Annotated in this window: 12 protein-coding genes, 1 tRNA gene and 1 pseudogene; 9 read left to right on the top strand and 5 right to left on the bottom strand. The window is 65.2% G+C overall.

The window, feature by feature from the left end; genetic code table 11:
- Positions 1-62 precede the first annotated feature (62 nt).
- The 6 genes from trpB to pyk all read left to right on the top strand — a co-directional run bounded on the left by trpB (position 63) and on the right by pyk (position 11,408).
- The gene (gene trpB / locus ACTHQX_RS11390) at positions 63-1,388 is read left to right on the top strand and encodes a tryptophan synthase subunit beta (RefSeq protein ID WP_236808082.1); all 1,326 of its coding nucleotides are present in this window, start codon (positions 63-65) and stop codon (positions 1,386-1,388) included.
- On the top strand, positions 1,385-2,203 hold the full coding sequence (trpA, locus tag ACTHQX_RS11385; RefSeq protein ID WP_236808083.1) for a tryptophan synthase subunit alpha: 819 nt from the start codon (positions 1,385-1,387) through the stop codon (positions 2,201-2,203). Before trpB ends, trpA begins: the two co-directional genes overlap by 4 nt.
- Before the next feature lie 7 nt (positions 2,204-2,210).
- Positions 2,211-3,473 carry a prolipoprotein diacylglyceryl transferase gene (gene lgt, locus ACTHQX_RS11380; protein ID WP_236808084.1) on the top strand — a complete coding sequence of 421 codons (1,263 nt, stop codon included), beginning with the start codon at positions 2,211-2,213 and terminating at the stop codon, positions 3,471-3,473.
- Between the two features lie 265 nt (positions 3,474-3,738).
- Positions 3,739-8,355 carry a glutamate synthase large subunit gene (gltB, locus tag ACTHQX_RS11375; RefSeq protein WP_236808085.1) on the top strand — a complete coding sequence of 1,539 codons (4,617 nt, stop codon included), beginning with the start codon at positions 3,739-3,741 and terminating at the stop codon, positions 8,353-8,355.
- Positions 8,348-9,805 (top strand): glutamate synthase subunit beta, encoded by a 1,458-nt coding sequence (locus tag ACTHQX_RS11370; protein ID WP_440157659.1) that lies wholly within the window; start codon positions 8,348-8,350, stop codon positions 9,803-9,805. The genes gltB and ACTHQX_RS11370 overlap by 8 nt, the downstream gene beginning before the upstream one ends.
- 82 nt (positions 9,806-9,887) lie before the next feature.
- The gene (gene pyk, locus ACTHQX_RS11365) at positions 9,888-11,408 is read left to right on the top strand and encodes a pyruvate kinase (protein WP_236808087.1); all 1,521 of its coding nucleotides are present in this window, start codon (positions 9,888-9,890) and stop codon (positions 11,406-11,408) included.
- 169 nt (positions 11,409-11,577) lie between these two features.
- On the opposite strand, the gene ACTHQX_RS11360 is transcribed toward pyk, so the two are convergent.
- Positions 11,578-12,183 (bottom strand): ANTAR domain-containing response regulator, encoded by a 606-nt coding sequence (locus tag ACTHQX_RS11360; RefSeq protein WP_003800911.1) that lies wholly within the window; start codon positions 12,181-12,183, stop codon positions 11,578-11,580.
- A 206-nt stretch (positions 12,184-12,389) separates the two neighbouring features.
- Here ACTHQX_RS11360 and ACTHQX_RS11355 point away from each other — a divergent pair.
- Positions 12,390-12,471: transfer RNA gene (locus ACTHQX_RS11355), tRNA-Leu, on the top strand.
- A gap of 912 nt (positions 12,472-13,383) precedes the next feature.
- Here ACTHQX_RS11355 and ACTHQX_RS11350 read toward each other — a convergent pair.
- Positions 13,384-14,388: pseudogene (locus ACTHQX_RS11350) on the bottom strand (tyramine oxidase subunit B); the annotation flags it as partial.
- 264 nt (positions 14,389-14,652) lie between these two features.
- Between ACTHQX_RS11350 and ACTHQX_RS11345 the strand changes: the two are divergent.
- On the top strand, positions 14,653-15,489 hold the full coding sequence (locus ACTHQX_RS11345; RefSeq protein WP_440157660.1) for a hypothetical protein: 837 nt from the start codon (positions 14,653-14,655) through the stop codon (positions 15,487-15,489).
- Positions 15,490-15,588: 99 nt separating this feature from the next.
- Here ACTHQX_RS11345 and ACTHQX_RS11340 read toward each other — a convergent pair whose 3' ends face one another.
- On the bottom strand, positions 15,589-16,305 hold the full coding sequence (locus ACTHQX_RS11340; protein ID WP_236808091.1) for an HNH endonuclease: 717 nt from the start codon (positions 16,303-16,305) through the stop codon (positions 15,589-15,591).
- Positions 16,306-16,389: 84 nt separating this feature from the next.
- Between ACTHQX_RS11340 and ACTHQX_RS11335 the strand changes: the two genes are divergently transcribed.
- Complete coding sequence (locus ACTHQX_RS11335) at positions 16,390-17,061, top strand: hypothetical protein (protein ID WP_236808092.1); 672 nt, start codon at positions 16,390-16,392, stop codon at positions 17,059-17,061.
- 240 nt (positions 17,062-17,301) lie between these two features.
- On the opposite strand, the gene ACTHQX_RS11330 is transcribed toward ACTHQX_RS11335, so the two are convergent.
- Both ACTHQX_RS11330 and ACTHQX_RS11325 read right to left on the bottom strand, forming a co-directional pair.
- Positions 17,302-17,973 (bottom strand): endonuclease/exonuclease/phosphatase family protein, encoded by a 672-nt coding sequence (locus ACTHQX_RS11330; protein WP_236808093.1) that lies wholly within the window; start codon positions 17,971-17,973, stop codon positions 17,302-17,304.
- Positions 17,974-18,032: 59 nt separating this feature from the next.
- Positions 18,033-18,635 carry a hypothetical protein gene (locus ACTHQX_RS11325; RefSeq protein WP_236808094.1) on the bottom strand — a complete coding sequence of 201 codons (603 nt, stop codon included), beginning with the start codon at positions 18,633-18,635 and terminating at the stop codon, positions 18,033-18,035.
- Positions 18,636-18,795: the final 160 nt, after the last annotated feature.

Raw genomic sequence — 18,795 nt, 5'->3', positions numbered from 1 at the left:
ACGACATGCCGGCAGATGGCGCCTGACATCAATAGGAAAAAGTGAACAGGATGGTGAGACTGATGGCCGACGCGCCAACAGCCGGCTCTGACGAGGGCACGGTGGACGCATTCCTGCAGGGAGGCACCTCGCTGCGCCACGCCCCGGGACCCTACTTCGGCGCCTACGGCGGCCGCTGGATGCCCGAGTCACTGATCGCCGCCCTGGACGAGCTCGAGGACACGTTCGAGAAGGCCAAGGCCGATCCCGAGTTCATTGCGCAGATCGCGGACCTGAACAAGAACTACTCCGGCCGGCCCTCACTGCTGACCGAGGCCAAGCGCTTTGCGGAGCACGCCGGCGGTGTCCGGATCTTCCTCAAGCGCGAGGACCTGAACCACACCGGCTCGCACAAGATCAACAACGTGCTGGGCCAGGCGCTCCTTGCCAAGCGGATGGGTAAGACCCGCGTCATCGCCGAGACCGGTGCCGGCCAGCACGGCGTGGCCAGCGCCACTGCTGCCGCCCTGCTGGGCCTGGAATGCGTCGTTTACATGGGCGCCGAAGACTGCCGCCGGCAGGCGTTGAACGTGGCCCGGATGGAACTCCTGGGCGCCACGGTCATCCCCGTCACCAACGGCTCGCAGACCCTCAAGGACGCCATCAACGAAGCCCTCCGGGACTGGGTAGCCAACGTCGGCAACACCCACTACCTGCTGGGCACGGCAGCGGGTGCACACCCGTTCCCGGCTTTGGTCCGCTACTTCCACGAAGTCATCGGCGAAGAGGCACGCGAACAGATCCTGGAGCAGGCCGGCCGGCTTCCGGACGCCGTCTGCGCGTGCATCGGCGGTGGCTCCAACGCGATCGGCATCTTCCACGGTTTCCTCGATGACCCCTCCGTGAAGATCTACGGCTTCGAAGCCGGCGGCGACGGCGTCGAGACCGGCCGCCACGCGGCCACCATCACGCTCGGCCGGCCCGGCGTGCTGCACGGCGCCCGTTCCTACCTGATGCAGGACGACGACGGTCAGACCATCGAGTCGCACTCCATTTCCGCCGGCCTGGACTACCCGGGTGTCGGACCGGAGCACTCCTACCTCGCCGACATCGGACGCGTCAGCTACGAGCCCATTACGGACAGCGAAGCCATGGAGGCCTTCAAGCTTCTGTGCCGCACCGAGGGCATCATCCCCGCGATCGAGTCCTCGCACGCCCTCGCCGGGGCCATCAAGGTGGGCCAGCGGCTGGCAGCGGAGGCCGGTACCGCCGGGGCGTCGGATAAAATCGTGGTGGTGAACCTGTCCGGCAGGGGGGACAAGGACGTGGCCACCGCCGCGGAGTGGTTCGACCTGCTGGACAAGGACTCGGCCGAGGCGGCCATCGGCAAGGAAGGGGAGCAGCTGTGACCACGGCGGACAACACCAGCAAGCAGGCCACCAGCAAGTCGGCCATCGCCATCGACAAAGCCCGCGCAGAAGGCCGCGCAGCCCTGATCGGCTACCTGCCCGCCGGGTACCCCAATGTCGAGGAGACCATAGCCGCCGGCATCGCCCTGGCCCGCAACGGCGCCGACCTGATCGAAATCGGCATCCCGTACTCCGACCCGGTCATGGACGGCCCGGTCATTCAGGCAGCCACCACCGAGGCCCTGGCGAACGGGTTCTCCGTACGCCAGGTCTTTGACGTCGTTGCCGGCATCACCAGCCAGACGGACGCCGCGGTCCTGGTCATGACGTACTGGAACCCGGTGGTCCGCATGGGTGTTGACGAGTTCTCGCGCCGCCTGGCCGAGGCCGGGGGAGCGGGGCTCATCACCCCGGACCTGATCCCGGACGAGGCAGCCGAGTGGATGGACGCGTCGGAGAAGTACGGCCTGGACCGTGTCTTCCTGGTGGCGCCCTCCTCCACCCCCGAGCGCATGCGCCGGACCGTGGACGCTAGCCGCGGCTTCGTCTATGCCGTCTCCATCATGGGCGTCACCGGCGCCCGCTCGTCGGTGAGCTCGGCGGCCGAGGACGTTGTGGCCGCGGCGAAGGCCGCCGGCGCTGAACGCGTGTGTGTGGGTCTCGGCGTTTCCACCGCTGAGCAGGTCGCGGAAATCGCGGCCTACGCGGACGGCGTGATCGTCGGCTCGGCGCTCGTTGCGGCCGTGCGCGACGGCGGCGTGGACGCCGTTGCGCAGCTCACCAAAGACCTCAGTACCGGACTGACCAGGAAGTAACGCAACCATGCAGACGCTCCTCACCGCAGCCGTGCTGGTACAGACTGGCCCGCTTTCAGCGGGTATGGTGCCCGCAAGCATTCCGAGCCCGGACTGGTCCGGGTTCGATATTCCGCTGCCGTGGGGATCGCTCCGCATCCATGCCTACGCCCTGTGCATCCTGGCGGGCATTGTCGTCGGCCTCTGGCTGACGTCCGTCCGCTGGGCCAGGCGCGGCGCGCCTGAAGGCAGTGTCTGGGACATCGCCATCTGGGCCATCCCCTTCGGCATCATCGGCGGCCGGCTCTACCACGTGTTCTCGTCCCCGGACGCGTACTTTGGTCCGGGCTTCGACGGCACCGGGGACCTGTCCCTGATCCCGCAGATCCAGCGCGGCGGCCTGGGAATCTGGGGCGCCGTGGTGCTGGGTGCCTTCGGCGCCTGGATCGGCTGCCGCCGTGCAGGGGTCAAGCTCACGGCGTTCCTCGATGCCGCGGCGCCCGGACTTCTGCTGGCGCAGGCCCTCGGCCGGTGGGGAAACTACTTCAACCAGGAGCTGTTCGGCGGCCCCACCACGCTGCCGTGGGGGCTCCAGGTGGACGCGGACAACGCCAATTTCCCGGCCGGCTACCCGGCGGACACCCTGTTCCACCCCACGTTCCTTTACGAATCGCTCTGGAACATCGCGGGCGTGCTGATCCTGCTGGCCCTGGACCGCCGGTTCCACTTCCGCCGCGGCCGGCTCTTCTGGCTGTACGCCATGTATTACACGCTGGGCCGGGTCTGGATCGAGGCCATGCGGATCGACGATGCCGAGCAGATCAGCCTGTTCGGCATTACCACCCGGCTTAACGTCTGGACCAGCATCTTCGTGTTCCTCGCCGCGCTGGCCGTGTTCATCTGGCTGGGCCGGCGCAAGGACGGCGACGCGGACAGTGTCTACCTGCCGGGGCGGGAGCCAGCCCCTGCTGCGGCTGCCAAGGCCGACGGCGGCACGCCGGCCGGTGCTGGAGCCGCCGGTTCCCCGGTGGCCGGGGTCGGGTCAAAGGACTCGGGCTCCACGCCGAATGTGACCGGCCATCCGGTCCGTAATACGGACCCTGCTGTCTCAGATAGTGAATCGCGTGGTAATCTCCCTGATAACCAAAACGGTTCCGGGCTAACTTCTGCCCAAACGGAAGCAGTCCCGGCATCCACCGGCGGAACCCCAACCGCCGCGGAGTCGCGGAACACCGGAAAGTCCGGTGGCACAGACACCGGGACCGCACCGGAGGCCGACAGCTCACGCTAGAAGGCGCCGGTACCAGGGCAGCAGAGAGTTACCGCTCGGAGCGCCCAGCACCCACAACGTCGTGGCAGAGGCGAACTCCGGTCAGCAAGAGCTGCTGACCGGTCAAGCCCGGGGCGGAAGCCTGCGTAACTGTTAGTTCAGCACGCATGCCTGCCCTACAATTTCCAGTAAGCAATAACACTTTGTTGTGCCCATCACAGTGGCGCTCTGAGTGGGGCCAACGTTGTCCCTTCCATACGCACGATCAGGAGGAAGGACGTCTCCCATGACCCAAACTCTTTCAGGCCCCAGCTGGTCCGAACCGAACCAGCCGGACGCCGCCATGTCGCCGTTCAAGCGGTTCGCGGCGCTCCCCGAAGCAGCCGGGCTCTACAACCCTGAGCAGGAGAAGGACGCCTGCGGTCTTGCGATTATCGCCACCCTGCGCGGCGAGCCCGGTTACGACATTGTCGACGCCGCCCTCACCGCCCTGCGCAACCTCGAGCACCGCGGTGCCGTCGGCGCAGATGAGGGTACCGGTGATGGCGCCGGCCTCCTGATGCAGGTGCCGGACGAGTTCTTCCGGGCCGTCACCGAATTCGAACTGCCCGCGCCCGGCCAGTACGTGGTGGGCACCGCCTTCCTGCCTGCCGAGCAGCGCGAGGCCGAAGCCGCCAAGGCCGGCATCGAGGGCCTGGCCGCCGACGAGGGACTGACTGTCCTGGGCTGGCGCGAGGTTCCCGTCGTCGCCGATCTTGTCGGTGCCATGGCGCGCGCCTGCATGCCGTACTTCTCCCAGCCGTTCTTCGCCTCGGCAACCGGCGAGCAGCTGGACCGCAACGACCTCGACGGCCGCGCCTGGCGTATCCGCAAGCGCGCCCAGAACAAGTTCGGCGTCTACTTCCCGTCGCTGTCCTCGCGGACCATCGTCTACAAGGGCATGCTGACCACGGCCCAGCTGGAGCCGTTCTACCCGGACCTGTCGGACAAGCGCTTCAAGACCAAGCTGGCGATCGTCCACTCCCGGTTCTCCACCAACACCTTCCCGTCGTGGCCGCTGGCCCAGCCGTTCCGCACGATCGCCCACAACGGTGAAATCAACACCGTCAAGGGCAACCGGAACTGGATGCGCGCGCGCCAGTCCCAGCTCGCCAACCCGCTGCTGGGCGACTCGCCGGAAGAGCTGTTCCCGATCTGCACCCCGGGCGCGTCCGACTCCGCGTCCTTCGATGAAGTTGCCGAGCTGCTGTGGCTGTCCGGCCGCCCCATCACCCACGCGATCATGATGATGATCCCGGAGGCCTGGGAAAACCACGCCACCATGGATCCGGCCCGCAAGGCGTTCTACGAGTACCACTCGCTCCTGATGGAGCCGTGGGACGGCCCCGCCGCCGTGTCGTTCACCGACGGCGCCCTCGTGGGCGCCACCCTGGACCGCAACGGCCTGCGCCCCGGCCGCTACTGGATCACCGAGGACGGCCTGGTCGTCTTCGCCTCCGAGGTGGGCGTCATCGACGTCGAACCCTCCAAGGTGGTCAAGAAGGGCCGCGTCTCTCCCGGCAAGATGTTCCTGGTGGACACCGAGGCCGGCCGGATCATCGGCGATGACGAGGTCAAGGCCGAGGTCGCCGCTGCGAACCCCTGGGCCGAGTGGGTCAAGGACAACCTGATCGACCTCAACGAGCTGCCGGAACGCGAGCACGTGGTGCACACCGCCGCGTCCGTGAACATCCGCCAGCGCACCTTCGGCTACACCACCGAAGAGCTCAAGATCCTGCTGGGCCCGATGGCCCGCACCGGCGCCGAGCCGCTGGGGGCCATGGGCTCCGACACCCCGGTGGCTGTGCTGTCCAAGCGCCCCCGCCTGCTCTTCGACTACTTCGTGCAGTCCTTCGCGCAGGTGACCAACCCGCCGCTGGACGCCATCCGTGAAGAGCTGGTCACGTCCCTGACCTGCGCCATCGGCCCCAACGGCAACCTCCTGGACACCAAGCAGGTGCGCCAGCCGCAGGTCTCGCTGCCGTTCCCGGTGATCAACAACGACCAGCTGGCCAAGATCGCCAACATCGAGGACGCTGAGGGCAATCGCGTCGCAATGAAGGTCCGCGGCCTTTACCGCCCCGAGGGCGGAGAGAACGCGCTGCGTGCCCGGCTCACCGAAATCTGCGAGCAGGTGTCCGGTGCCATCAACCGCGGCGTGCAGTATGTGGTTCTCTCGGACCGCGATTCCAACGCCCAATGGGCGCCGATCCCGTCACTATTGCTGGTCAGCGCCGTGCACCACCACCTGCTGCGCAGCGCCAACCGCACCAAGACCGCCCTGGTGGTTGAGGCCGGCGACGTCCGCGAGACGCACCACGTGGCAGTCCTCGTGGGCTACGGTGCCTCCGCCGTGAACCCCTACTTGGCCATGGAATCCGTTGAGCAGCTCATCGCTGCCGGCGACGTGGTGGGCGTGACCCCGCAGGACGGCGTCTACAACCTGATCAAGGGCCTTGGTAAGGGTGTCCTGAAGATCATGTCCAAGATGGGGATCTCCACCGTGGCGTCCTACACCGGTGCGCAGACGTTCGAGGCGCTTGGCTTGGGCCAGGAACTGGTGGACGAATTCTTCGCCGGCACGCACTCCCAGCTGGGCGGTGTGGGGCTGGACGTCATTGCGGCCGAGGTTTCCGCGCGGCACCAGATGGCCTACCCCGAGGGCGGCATTGAGCAGCCGCACCGTCCCCTGCTGGGCGGCGGCGAGTACCAGTGGCGCCGCGACGGTGAGCCGCACCTCTTCAACCCGGAGACTGTCTTCCGGCTGCAGCACGCGACGCGTGAGCGCCGCTACGACATCTTCAAGGCCTACACCAAGGGCGTGGACGACCAGTCCGAGAACCTGATGACCCTGCGCGGTCTGCTCAAGTTCAAGGACGGCGTGCGCCCGGCCGTGCCGCTCGAGGAAGTCGAGCCGGTCTCCAGCATCGTCAAACGCTTCTCCACGGGTGCCATGAGCTACGGCTCCATCTCCAAGGAAGCCCACGAGACCCTCGCGATCGCCATGAACCGGCTGGGCGGCAAGTCCAACACCGGTGAAGGCGGCGAGGACGTGGACCGCCTGCTCGATCCCGAGCGCCGTTCCGCCGTCAAGCAGATTGCTTCGGGCCGCTTCGGCGTCACGAGCCTCTACCTGAGCAACGCGGACGACATCCAGATCAAGATGGCCCAGGGCGCCAAACCCGGCGAAGGCGGCCAGCTGATGGCCCAGAAGGTCTACCCCTGGGTTGCCCGGACGCGCCACTCGACACCCGGCGTCGGACTCATCTCTCCGCCCCCGCACCACGACATCTACTCGATCGAGGACCTCGCGCAGCTCATCTACGATGCGAAGCGCGCGAACCCCTCGGCCCGGGTGCACGTCAAGCTCGTCTCCGAGGTGGGGATCGGCACAGTTGCCGCCGGCGTCACCAAGGCGAAGGCCGACGTCGTGCTTGTTTCCGGGCACGACGGCGGAACCGGCGCGTCGCCGCTGAACTCGCTCAAGCACGCCGGCGTGCCGTGGGAACTGGGTCTCGCAGAGACCCAGCAGACCCTCATGCTCAACGGCCTGCGCGACCGCGTGGTGGTACAGGTGGACGGCCAGCTCAAGACCGGCCGCGACGTCGTCATTGCCGCGCTGCTCGGCGGCGAGGAATTCGGCTTCGCCACGGCACCGCTGGTGGTTGAGGGCTGCATCATGATGCGCGTCTGCCACCTGGACACCTGCCCTGTGGGAGTTGCCACCCAGAACCCCGAACTGCGCGCCCGCTTCAGCGGCAAGCCGGAGTTCGTGGTCAACTTCTTCGAGTTCCTGGCCGAGGAAGTCCGCGAGATCCTCGCGGAGCTCGGTTTCCGGAGCATCGAGGAAGCGATCGGCCACGCCGAAATGCTGGACACCCAGGACGCCATCAGCCACTGGAAGGCCGAGGGCCTGGACCTGGATCCGATCCTGCACGGCCTCGAGTTCGACGATGACGCCCCGCTGCGGAACCTGACCGGCCAGAACCACGAGCTGGACAAGCACTTCGACCAGCGGCTCATCACCATGGCCGCCGAGGCGCTGACCGACCGTGCCCCGGTGAAGATCACGGTGGACGTCATCAACACCGACCGCTCGGTGGGCACCATGCTGGGCCACGTCGTGACCAAGACGTTCGGCACGGACGTGCTGGCCACGGACACCGTCGACATCACGCTGAACGGCACCGCCGGGCAGTCGCTGGGCGCCTTCCTGCCTGCCGGCATCACGCTGCGCCTGTACGGCGACTCCAACGACTACGTCGGCAAGGGTCTCTCCGGCGGCCGGATCATCGTCCGCCCGGACCGCACCAACGTGTTCCAGGCCGAACGCAACGTCGTTGCCGGCAACGTCATCGGCTACGGCGCCACGAGCGGTGAGCTGTTCCTGCGCGGCCAGGTGGGCGAACGCTTCCTGGTCCGCAACTCGGGCGCCACCGCTGTTGTCGAAGGCATCGGCGACCACGGCTGCGAATACATGACCGGCGGCCAGACGCTGATCATCGGCCGCACCGGCCGGAACTTCGGCGCCGGCATGTCCGGCGGTACGGCCTACGTGCTGGACCTGCGGACCGAACGCGTCAACAAGCAGGCCCTCGAGTCCGGCGAACTCCAGCTCCTCGAGCTGGACGCCGAGGACCGCGACATCGTCCACGGCCTGCTGGTCAAGCACGTGGAGGAAACCGAATCCCAGCTGGCCGCGCGTCTGCTCGATAACTTCGACGACACCGCTGCCCGCATAACCAAGGTGCTGCCGCGCGACTACGCCGCAGTACTGCAAACCCGTCTTGACGCCATCGAAGAGGGCCTTGACCCCGACGGCGAAGAAGTTTGGTCTCGAATCCTGGAGGTGACCGGTGGCTGATCCACGCGGATTTCTGAAAGTACGTCAGCGTGAAACCCAGCCGCGCCGTCCCGTTCCCGTCCGCATCATGGACTGGAAGGAAGTGTACGAGGCCCAGGAGAAGGGCACGCTGAAGGCCCAGGCGGGCCGCTGCATGGACTGCGGCGTGCCGTTCTGCCACCAGGGCTGCCCGCTGGGGAACCTGATTCCCGAGTGGAACGACCTCATGTGGCGGGACAAGGGCGAGGAAGCGATTGAGCGGCTGCACGCGACCAACAACTTCCCCGAATGGACCGGCCGGCTGTGCCCCGCCCCGTGCGAGGCGTCCTGCGTGCTGGGCATCAACCAGCCCGCGGTGACCATCAAGCAGGTCGAGGTGTCCATCATCGATGAGGCCTTCGATAACGGCTCGGTCAAACCGCTGCCGCCGCACCGCCTCACCGGCAAGACGGTCGCCGTCGTCGGTTCCGGCCCTGCCGGCCTGGCGGCTGCACAGCAGCTGACCCGCGTGGGCCACACCGTGGCCGTCTACGAACGGGACGACAAGATCGGCGGCCTGCTGCGCTACGGCATCCCCGACTTCAAGATGGAAAAAGAGCAGGTGGACCGCCGGCTCGAGCAGATGAAGGCCGAAGGCACCCGCTTCCGCACCGGCGTCGCGGTCGGTACTGACGTCACCTGGGAGCAGCTGCGCCGCCGCTACGACGCCGTGGTGATCGCCACCGGCGCCACCGTGCCGCGCGACCTGCCCATCCCGGGCCGCGACCTCGACGGCGTGCACTTCGCCATGGATTACCTGGTTCCCTCCAACCGCGTGGTGGCGGGGGAGTCCCCGGAGAACCACATCGACGCCCGCGGCAAGCACGTGGTCATCCTCGGCGGCGGCGACACCGGCGCGGACTGCATCGGCACCGCGCACCGCCACCAGGCGGCCTCGGTGACCACGCTGGCCATCGGCAAGCAGCCGTCGCTGGAACGCGCCAGCCACCAGCCGTGGCCGACGTTCCCCACCCTCTTCGAGGTGGCCAGCGCGCACGAGGAAGGCGGTGAGCGCACGTACCTCGCCTCCACCGTTGAGTTCGTGGGCGAGGACGGCAAGCTGACCGGCGTCAAGGTTGCAGAGACCGAATTCGTTGACGGCAAGCGCCTCCCCAAGGCCGGCACCGAACGGATCATCCCCGCTGACCTGGTGTTCCTGTCCCTGGGCTTCACCGGACCTGAAAAGGCCGGCATCACCGAGCAGGTCGGCGCCGAGTTCGACGGCCGCGGCAACGTGGCCCGCGACGGCTACTACATGACCAACACCGAGGGTGTCTTCGTGGCAGGCGACGCCGGCCGCGGACAGTCCCTGATCGTGTGGGCCATCGCCGAGGGCCGTGCCGCCGCGGCCGCGGTGGACAAGTACCTGATGGGAAGCACCATCCTTCCTGCGCCTGTGGCTCCGACGGACCGCGCCATAGCTGTCCTGTAGCGCGCCTTCCTTCTGGCGGCCGATCCGGGGAATTCATCTCCGCGACAACTTAACCAATGCAAGTGACAAATAGGGTAGGTATATGAGACGCGCAAAAATTGTGGCCACCTTTGGACCGGCCATTGCCAGCTATGAAAACACCCTCGCGGTGCTGGAAGCCGGCGTTGATGTAGCCCGTATGAACATGAGCCACGGCGACTACTCCGTGCATGACAACACCTATGAAAACGTCCGCAAGGCCGCGTCCGATCTGGGCAAGGCCGTGGCCATCATGGCCGACCTGCAGGGCCCGAAGATCCGCTTGGGCCGCTTCGTCGACGGTCCCCACGAGCTGGCCGTGGGGGACATCTTCACGATCACCACTGAGGACGTTCCCGGCACCAAGGACATCTGCTCCACCACACTCAAGAGCCTTACCGAGGACGTCAACCCGGGCGATGCCCTGCTGATCGATGACGGCAAGGTTGCCCTGCGCGCCATCGAGGTCGACGACGTCAAGGTGGTCGCCAAGGTGACCGTGGGCGGCTTCGTGTCCAACAACAAGGGCATCAACCTCCCTGGCGTTGCCGTCAACGTCCCCGCACTGAGCGAAAAGGACGAGGACGATCTTCGCTGGGCCATGCGCCGCGGCGTGGACCTCGTTGCCCTGTCCTTCGTCCGTGACGCCTCGGACATCAAGCGCGTGCACGAGATCATGGACGAAGAAGGCCGCCGCGTGCCGGTGATCGCCAAGATCGAAAAGCCCCAGGCCGTGGACCAGCTCCACGAGATCATTGACGCGTTCGACGCGATCATGGTGGCCCGTGGCGACCTCGGCGTGGAGCTTCCGCTGGAGGAAGTGCCGATCGTGCAGAAGCGCGCCATCGAACTGGCACGCCGCTGGGCCAAGCCGGTCATCGTGGCCACCCAGGTGCTGGAGTCCATGATCGACAATCCGCGCCCGACCCGTGCGGAGGCCTCCGACTGCGCCAACGCCGTGCTCGACGGCGCCGACGCGGTCATGCTGTCCGGCGAGACCAGCGTGGGCAAGTACCCGATCGAGACGGTCAAGACCATGGCCCGGATCATCGAGTCCACCGAGGAGCACGGACTGGAGCGCGTCCCCCCGCTGGGCACCAAGCCCAAGACCCGTGGTGGCGCCATCACCCGTGCCGCCGTCGAAATCGCGGACCAGCTGGACGCTAAGTACATCTGTACGTTCACGCAGTCCGGTGACTCGGCACGCCGCCTGTCCCGCCTCCGCCCGATCAAGCCGGTATTCGCGTTCACTCCGGTGGAGCACGTCTGGAACCAGCTGGCGCTGACCTGGGGCATCCAGCCGCAGCTGGTTGCCATGGTGGGCCACACGGATGAGATGACCGCACAGGTGGACCGCAGCCTGCTGGACATGGGGCTGGTGGAAGACGGCGACCTCGTGGTCATCGCTGCCGGTTCCCCTCCCGGAAAGGCCGGTTCCACCAACTCCCTGAAGGTACACAAGGTGGGCGACCTCGCCGACACCCCGCGCCTTGGCGAAGCAGCCGAGAAGAAGGAAAAGCTCGGTCCGTGGCCGGAAAAGAAGAAGAAGAACAAGGACAAGGCTGCAGCAGCTCCGGCTGAGTAGCTAGTCCTGAGGGAGGATCCCCGCCTGGACCAGTTTGCTGGTCGGTAGCGGGGGTCCTTCCTTTTTGTTTTTCTCGGGCTCCGTCCCTGGTTTCCGGGAAACCAGAAGGACCCCGGCGCGTTGTGCCGGGGTCCTTCCTGTCTTGATGCTTTTCTTGCTGCTTGTGGCGCTAGTTGACCTGGTTGATGATGGTCTCAGCCACTTCGCGCATGCTGAGGCGGCGGTCCATCGAGGTCTTCTGGATCCAGCGGAAAGCTTCCGGCTCCGTGAGACCCATCTTGGTGGTCAGCAGGCTCTTGGCGCGTTCGACGAGCTTGCGGGTGGCGAACTGTTCCTGCAGGTCGGTGACCTCGGATTCGAGGGCCTTGATCTCCTCGTGGCGGGACAGCGCGATCTCCAGGGCGGGGATCAGGTCGGCAGGGGTGAACGGCTTCACCACGTAGGCCATGGCACCGGCGTCGCGGGCGCGCTCCACGAGTTCCTTCTGGCTGAAGGCGGTCAGCAGCACCACGGGGGCGATGCGTGCCTTGACGATCTTCTCGGCCGCGGAGATGCCGTCCATGACGGGCATCTTGACGTCCATGAGGACAAGGTCGGGCTTGAGCTCTTCGGCCAGCTGCACGGCCTTCTCGCCGTTGTCGGCCTCGCCGATGACGTCGTAGCCTTCGCCGCGCAGGATTTCGATGATGTCCAGGCGGATGAGGGTTTCGTCTTCGGCCACGACGACGCGGCGCGCCGGCTGGGACGTTTTGTTTGACTCCGTCGGTTCTGACACGGGATCTCCTTGAAAAGGTACGGCGGGACTATGACTATCTTAGTTGGGCCCCGCGCTTGTACTTGGATCGGCATGGCTTGTTGCGACGGCGGTGGCGCGATTCTGCCTTTCAGCCTATCTGCATGTAGAGTAATTCCGCGCACTGGTAGTGGCCGCGTTGATCACACTTCGCTGTGAGCCTACGATTGTTACTCCGTGTACTCCGCGCCCGAGTGGCGGAATTGGCAGACGCGCCGCACTCAAAATGCGGTATCGAAAGGTGTGTGGGTTCGAGTCCCACCTCGGGCACAGTGTTTTCCCATTCAGGGGCTTTTAGCCTCCTGAGTGTGCACATATTGTTCACTTGTGGGCCCCTTCGGGGGCCTTTTCATTGGTGGCCGGGTGCCTCCTTGCATGCCTTGCCGATCGGCGGTGCGTCCTTCGTTACCAGTTCATGGATGTCCGTGGCCTGGGCAACATGACCTGAGAAAAATCTGGCCCGGTTTCCTTTCCCGCGTTTTTGGGCCTTCACTGGATTCCTCCTATGCGTTTCGCGGTGTCTTCCTGCTCCTTCATCGGTGGCTCCGGCGTCTACTGCATGACGCTGTGACTTTTTGGCGAGATTTCCTGAAGCGAGGTGGCGGCTGCCCTGTGTGTTCTTCATACCTGTTCATTGCCTCCATCTTGGACAACTACATGACCCTGGGGGATTGGGGCGAGATGTCCCGAACGATGCTGCCCGCTGCCTGGCTGGTTGTTCATATCCGTTCATGGCCCACGCTTTGCTCGACAGCATGACCGTAGTCGACGAGAGCTCATGTGTCTGCGCAGGGATCCGCTGACGGCCACTTGCGCGGGAGTATCTTCAAGGGCATGGCTAAGCTGTTCGTGTGCGGGTAATCCGGCGTGCCACGGCTGCGTTCCGCCCGGACGTCGAGCTTCCTGCATTTATGGACATGCCCGACGCACGACCTGGCGGGCGCTTGTGCCCGCCAGTGTAACCCCCTAGGGCACCCTTGCGGGTATTAAAGTAGGGCAGGGCATAAGGCTGTCACGAGGGCAGCATTCGCGTGGATTTCTACCAGCAGGGGAGCCGCCATGAGGTGTCGCGTTGGTGGACCGCCTTACGCGACTTAACAACTGCTCCTGCCGACACCGAGCAACTGTCAGTGATGGGTGCATGGGGGCAGGTGACGACTGCCCCATGCGAGTTTTTTACGCCTAGGCGAGGGCGGGGGTGTCCCAGAGGTTCAGGACGGTGCCGATGTTCTTTTCCTCGGCCGTGCGATACAGCTCGGTGGCCCAGGCAACGTCTTCTATGGGCATGCCACCGACGGAGTAGAGGATGATCTCTTCATCGTCGCGGCGGGCTGGGAGCTTGCCGGTGGCGATGTCGGCGATCTCCTCGATCTTCGAGGCCGGGATCTTCCCTTCCTCTAGCAGTCCGAACCAGTGGGATCCGGGAATGCCGAGAATCTGGTAAGCCGTGGGGCCGTATTCCTCGAGCCAGGCCTGATAGAGGCCCTCGGCGTCGATTACCAGGCGGGCATCGCCCTGGAGGAAGTCGTCATCGAAGCGGGCAGCTGCGGGCAGGAGCAGGAGGGCTCCGGGTTTGATGGCGTGCTTGGGGAAGTAGGGGAATGCTTCGCTTCCTGCGGCGTCGGTGGACGTGGTGGCCATGACGACGTCGGCATCGGCGATTGCGTCCTCGATGCTTTCGGCTGCGGCGACCTTGGTGAGCTGGGGGAATTTTGCCGTTGCCCATTCGACGAATGCTTGCGTGGTGCCGGTGCTGCGGCCCTTCACGAATAACGTGTCGATTGAGGGGCGCAGGGCCAGCGTTGTTTGGAGGACAGAGCGGGCGATCACGCCGGGGCCGACCACGGCGGCAACCTCGGCGTCGGCTTTGGCGAGGTTGCCGCCGGCGCCCGGGACGGCGCCGGTGCGGTAGGCGCTGAGGAGGTTGGCGCTCATGATGGCCAGCGGCGCTCCGGTGTCGCTGTCGTTCAGGACGAACACGTGGATCGAGCGGGGGAGCCCTTTCTGGCGGTTCTCGGTGTTGGATCCGTACCACTTCACGCCCGAGGTGCCGAAGCGGCCACCCAGATAGGCGGGCATGGCCATGAAGCGCCGGTCCGGGCCATCCTTTGGCATTCCCTCGAATTCAGGGGCTGCCGGGAACGTGATCATTGCGCCGTGGGAGTTGCCGTTCTCGCAGGCCATCCGGTAGTCGCCTTGGGGTTGCGCCTGCGGACGAAGTCGTGGTGCAGCAACGGGGCCTCCTCCCGGGCGAGGACGACGGCGCGGCGCGCGTCCGCGGTGAAGGGTTCAAACCTGGCATTCCTTCCGGTTCGGCAGAGAGCTGCTGGAACCCATGTGTGTGGAGGAAGACGACCGCCTCGCCAGTGACCTTCCGGACGCGGTTGTCACAGTTCCGCTGAGTTCGTGGCGGCCACCAGAAACCCGGCGCTGCGGCACTACACTGATGCGGTGGATCAAGATTCTCCGGGTGGACGTACCCTCAGTTCGCCGATGATCGCCGTCATCGCGATCGGTGTTGTCCTGGTGACGGTCATCGTCATTCTTGTCGGTGTCCGGCTTGGCCAGTCGCTGACAAGCGCACCATCGAGTGCGGTGTCCAGTCCTGGGGCTGCTTCATCAACTGCAGAGGTGCCGGCCAGCACCCCGAAGGTGGAGAGTAAGCCGACGGAAAGCACGGAGCCCGAACCAACTGAGAGCAGCACGGCGCCCACCGTGTCGGTGCCGCGCCACTTCGAGCGGGTGACACCAGCACCCGTCCCGGAGCAGTCCTTCGCTGAAGTCCAGCCGCTGCCACCGCCACCGCCGACGGTTGGGCAGGCCGATGTCGTAGCCGCCGCGCCTCCCAGCCCGACACCTGAGCCCACCTGCCCCGCCGACGAGGGTGTGGCCTTGACGCTCGTCAGGGCCGAACCTGTACCGGGCAGCGACGTCTTCGATGCCTTGAAGCTAACCTTCGTGCTGGACAGTAGGTTCTCCGTTCCGGTCAGCATCGAGGTCGGTGACCTGCTCACTGTCAGCGCCGTCCGGGTGAACGGTGCTGAGATGGGCACCGGCTACGTCGACCTGCCTGAGACGTACGAAGTCCCGCCGGGCCGGACGACCTTCGCGACGGACGAAAGCCACCACCTGCTGGCGTTCAGGAACTTCGGCTCGCCAATTGCATCCTTGAAGCTCAGCGGATCAGCACGGTTGATAACGCGGACCTGGGACAGCGAGAACTCGATGTTTTGCCAGTACAGGGGCATGACATTGGGTAAGCCGCTGCAGGGAAACTGGGGCAGCTAGCACGAATCTTTACGCAGCCCTGTGGGTACCTGTGCGCAGGTCCAACTCAGCCCATTTCAGCAGGACGCAGTATGCGCTGAGGACTTCCAGCGCCGCCTCTTACTCCTCGACAACTTCCCAGGCAGTCATTTCCTCTTCACTGTAGTGGCTCAGGGAGATGAGGCGGTCAGCGGTTGTCCTGTAGCCGGCCCTGAGCTCAGCTGAGTGGAGGCCGAGCTTGCCGTAGGCCGGATCGCAGCCGCCCAGCCTGGCGATGCGTTCCCGGCGGAGCTGAGGCTCAATGATTGCCCATTCGGGATCGTCGCAGAGGTGGCTAGGTGTCGTCGACCTAACCCGGTCCCGCTCCAGTGCGTCAATCCATGCTTCCTGCTCGGGCGTGGCCGGGACAAAGTGGGATGAGGTCTTTTGGTAATGACAGAAGGTGCACATCAGTTGCAGGTTTTCCAGATCGCTGGAGTCACCGTCGATGTGATCGATTTCGTTGCCGACGCAGCCGCACAGGACACAGACCTTGTCCCGTTCCAGCACCAGGGTCCGCACCCCGGCCGGGATGCGCCGAGCCATCGCGTGATAGCCACCCGCGAGCAAGTGGGCGATCCTGACATTCAGCGCCGATTGCACCTCCGGGTCTGCGAGCCGCTTTTCATCCTGAATGACGCCACGCCAATACCTGACGTCAATGGCAATGGAGCGGCACAGCTCCGTGCAGAACAGGAACGGCCGATGCGATTCGTCGGCCAGGAGCAGGTCGAAGCAGTTCGCGCAGCAGTCCTCGTCGTAACGGGGCCTTGAAGGCGCTGCGGCGGTGTCGGTCATGGACTGATTGTGGCAGACAATGCGGCCGGATCAGCGTGACCGCAATAAAACAAGCGGTCCTGTGAGCCGGGATAAACTCCGGCCATGGGATTCATGGATGGGGCAGTCAACGGCATGATGACGAGACTTGTACCGGCCGGCTTTATGCCGGATGAGGCGTTCTGCCTGGGGCAGGCCGCATACATCAAGGAAGGCAAGCGTGACCCGGGTGTCCCACCAGCAGTGGTGGACCGCCAATCTGCGACGGCACTCATCAACCAGACGCTGACCACGTTGGGCACCTACCCGATGGGCGTGGAGGCGCACATACAACGAATCAGGCTCTGGGAGCGCATTTTCGGCTTCCGCTCGTGGCACGAACCGATCGACCCCGAAGAGGTTTACGGCCCGATAGAGCTGCTGACGCTCGGCTATTCAGTGCCGGCCTCCCAGGCTTCAGGCGGCAGGGCAATCGCCCCACAGGCTTCGCCGCTGCAAACGGAGGCTCCAGGCGAGCGGACCTTCCGGATCGTCGTTGGCAGCAGCCAGGACGGAGGGTTCATCGACCAGATGACCGAGGCACTTCAGAAGGCGGAGAACCTGCTGCGACGAGAAGTGGAGTCCACAGGCTACGTCTGGAACGGTGATGACGGGGACTACTCAATCTTCACGGTGGGCGACGACGACCTGCCCGAAGGGATACCGGACGGCGCCTTGGACCGTTATTTCCCCGGGACCGTCTGCGCGCTGGGCGTGATCACCGCAGGGAAGAAGTAGGACAGAGAGTTCCCTCTACCGAGCCCTCCGCGGATGAGACTCGGGCCGAGGACGTGCCCTTGCTGTTGATGGCCGGACCCGACGCAGGACAAGTTTGTCGGGTCAGATCATTCACAGTTTACTTACTAATTGATAACCGAGTAACTTCAGTGGGTGCGAGAGCGCCGGAAGGTCCCGCAGTGTCCCCATGCCCCGGGGCTTTTTGCTGCCCTGACTGAGGAACCGGGCGGAAAATCACGCCTATCCGATGTCCACTATCAGCGGCATGTGATCGCTGTGGGTCAGCCACGCCTCCGGCTCACCGACGGAGACTTTTGCTTCCACAGCCGATGACAGGAACGCGTAGTCGATGTGGTGCCCGAACCGCAGGTTCTTTGTATGGAAGTACGTTTTGACCAGCTCGCTGCCGTGTGCAGTTTGCTCCTGGCGGTGGAAGACGCTGTCGAGGCCGAGTCCGCCCAATTTGTCAACCAGCATGGAATGGTTCCGGCCGGGATGTTCGCGGTCCCAGATCGTGTTGCTGTTGAAGTCGCCGACGATCAGGCCGCGTCCGCCGGCAAGGTAATCGGCGTGCCGGTCAACGATCTCGTGTGTGACCCGGACATAGCGGAGCTCGCGGCTTGCCTGGTGCGCCCACAAGGCAACGATATTCAGCCCGTCGACGCTGAACGGGATGTGCCATGGCAGGGCATGGTGCGCAGTCTCGGTGACATTGTAGCTGGCGGGGCGGAACCCGATCACCCCGAGGCCCTTGTTCGGATTCGACCCCGTCCAGGCCGCGAAGGGGAACTCCGTGTTCACGATGTCTTTCTTCGCTACCTCCTGGATGATGGCGACGTCGGGAAGCAGGGCTTCGATCAGGTGGCGCTTCTTGTAGAAGGCCATCGAGCAATTCCAGGAGACAATCCGCATTCAGCACAGCACCTTTGTTCAATTGAGATTCGCAACCGGTCGGAACTTGCTAACTGAGCCTAGCGGCAGCTGAATTCGGTCAGGTCGACGCTGGTGGCATTACCGCCATAATCGTTCGCCTCGACGGCGGCCTGCTCGTTCGCGTAGAGCGGCCCGGTGACCTCGAAGACGGTCCCGGTGACTGTCTCGCCGTTCAGCCACCGTCCCCGAATCACGATGCCGCCCGGGCAGCCGCTCTCCAGCGTGGTCATCACGTTGAACTTGGCGCAGGCCGTGTAATCGCAGGTGTGATCCGGGGAGTCCGCGTAGAAGATGCCGGGGGCTTTCTCGCTCCAGCCGGCGTCAGCAATGGCCTTGGTGGCCGCTGCCCGGTCCGCGGACGCCTTCGCAGCGGCGCTGGCCTCCGCCTTGGCTTTGGCGGCCTTCTCGTCCGCATAAACCTTGGCCCAATACGCGTCGGACTTAGCCTTCTTCGCCGCCGCAGCATCCTCCGCGGCCTTTTGCTCCGCAGCCGCCGTGGCCTCCGCCTGGCGGGTGGTTTCCCCTGCGCTCCAGGCGAACCAGCCAGCCGTCCCACCACCGATCAGCAGGACGGCCACCAGGAAGGCGACGAGAAGCTTGCGCTTCCTTTTGGGCGCAACGGGTACAGCGGTGTCGGTCATGAGATCCCCCAGAAACTTTCAGTGAACGTACAGATGATACGGCGCTAAAGCGTCCGACGGTGCCGTGCGGGCTTATTACGGCAGCCGTAGCGAGGGGCTGAAAGACTCGCCTAGTCTGCGCATGAAGACGATGCGGACGCGAGCCGACCGGCGAGGACTG

Source organism: Arthrobacter sp. SAFR-023, from assembly GCF_051965295.1.
In the GTDB taxonomy this organism is placed as follows: domain Bacteria; phylum Actinomycetota; class Actinomycetes; order Actinomycetales; family Micrococcaceae; genus Arthrobacter.
The sequence above is the reverse complement of the archived record's forward strand: the minus strand, read 5'-3'. Positions and strand labels throughout refer to the sequence as shown.

Excerpts from the sequence above, each read along its gene's own strand:
- ACTHQX_RS11340 (WP_236808091.1), bottom strand. The coding sequence starts at position 16,305 with ATGACCGACACCGCCGCAGCGCCTTCAAGGCCCCGTTACGACGAGGAC.
- ACTHQX_RS11325 (WP_236808094.1), bottom strand. The coding sequence starts at position 18,635 with ATGACCGACACCGCTGTACCCGTTGCGCCCAAAAGGAAGCGCAAGCTT.
- ACTHQX_RS11335 (WP_236808092.1), top strand. The coding sequence starts at position 16,390 with ATGGGATTCATGGATGGGGCAGTCAACGGCATGATGACGAGACTTGTA.
- trpB (WP_236808082.1), top strand. The coding sequence starts at position 63 with ATGGCCGACGCGCCAACAGCCGGCTCTGACGAGGGCACGGTGGACGCA.
- gltB (WP_236808085.1), top strand. The coding sequence starts at position 3,739 with ATGACCCAAACTCTTTCAGGCCCCAGCTGGTCCGAACCGAACCAGCCG.
- ACTHQX_RS11330 (WP_236808093.1), bottom strand. The coding sequence starts at position 17,973 with ATGCGGATTGTCTCCTGGAATTGCTCGATGGCCTTCTACAAGAAGCGC.
- lgt (WP_236808084.1), top strand. The coding sequence starts at position 2,211 with ATGCAGACGCTCCTCACCGCAGCCGTGCTGGTACAGACTGGCCCGCTT.
- pyk (WP_236808087.1), top strand. The coding sequence starts at position 9,888 with ATGAGACGCGCAAAAATTGTGGCCACCTTTGGACCGGCCATTGCCAGC.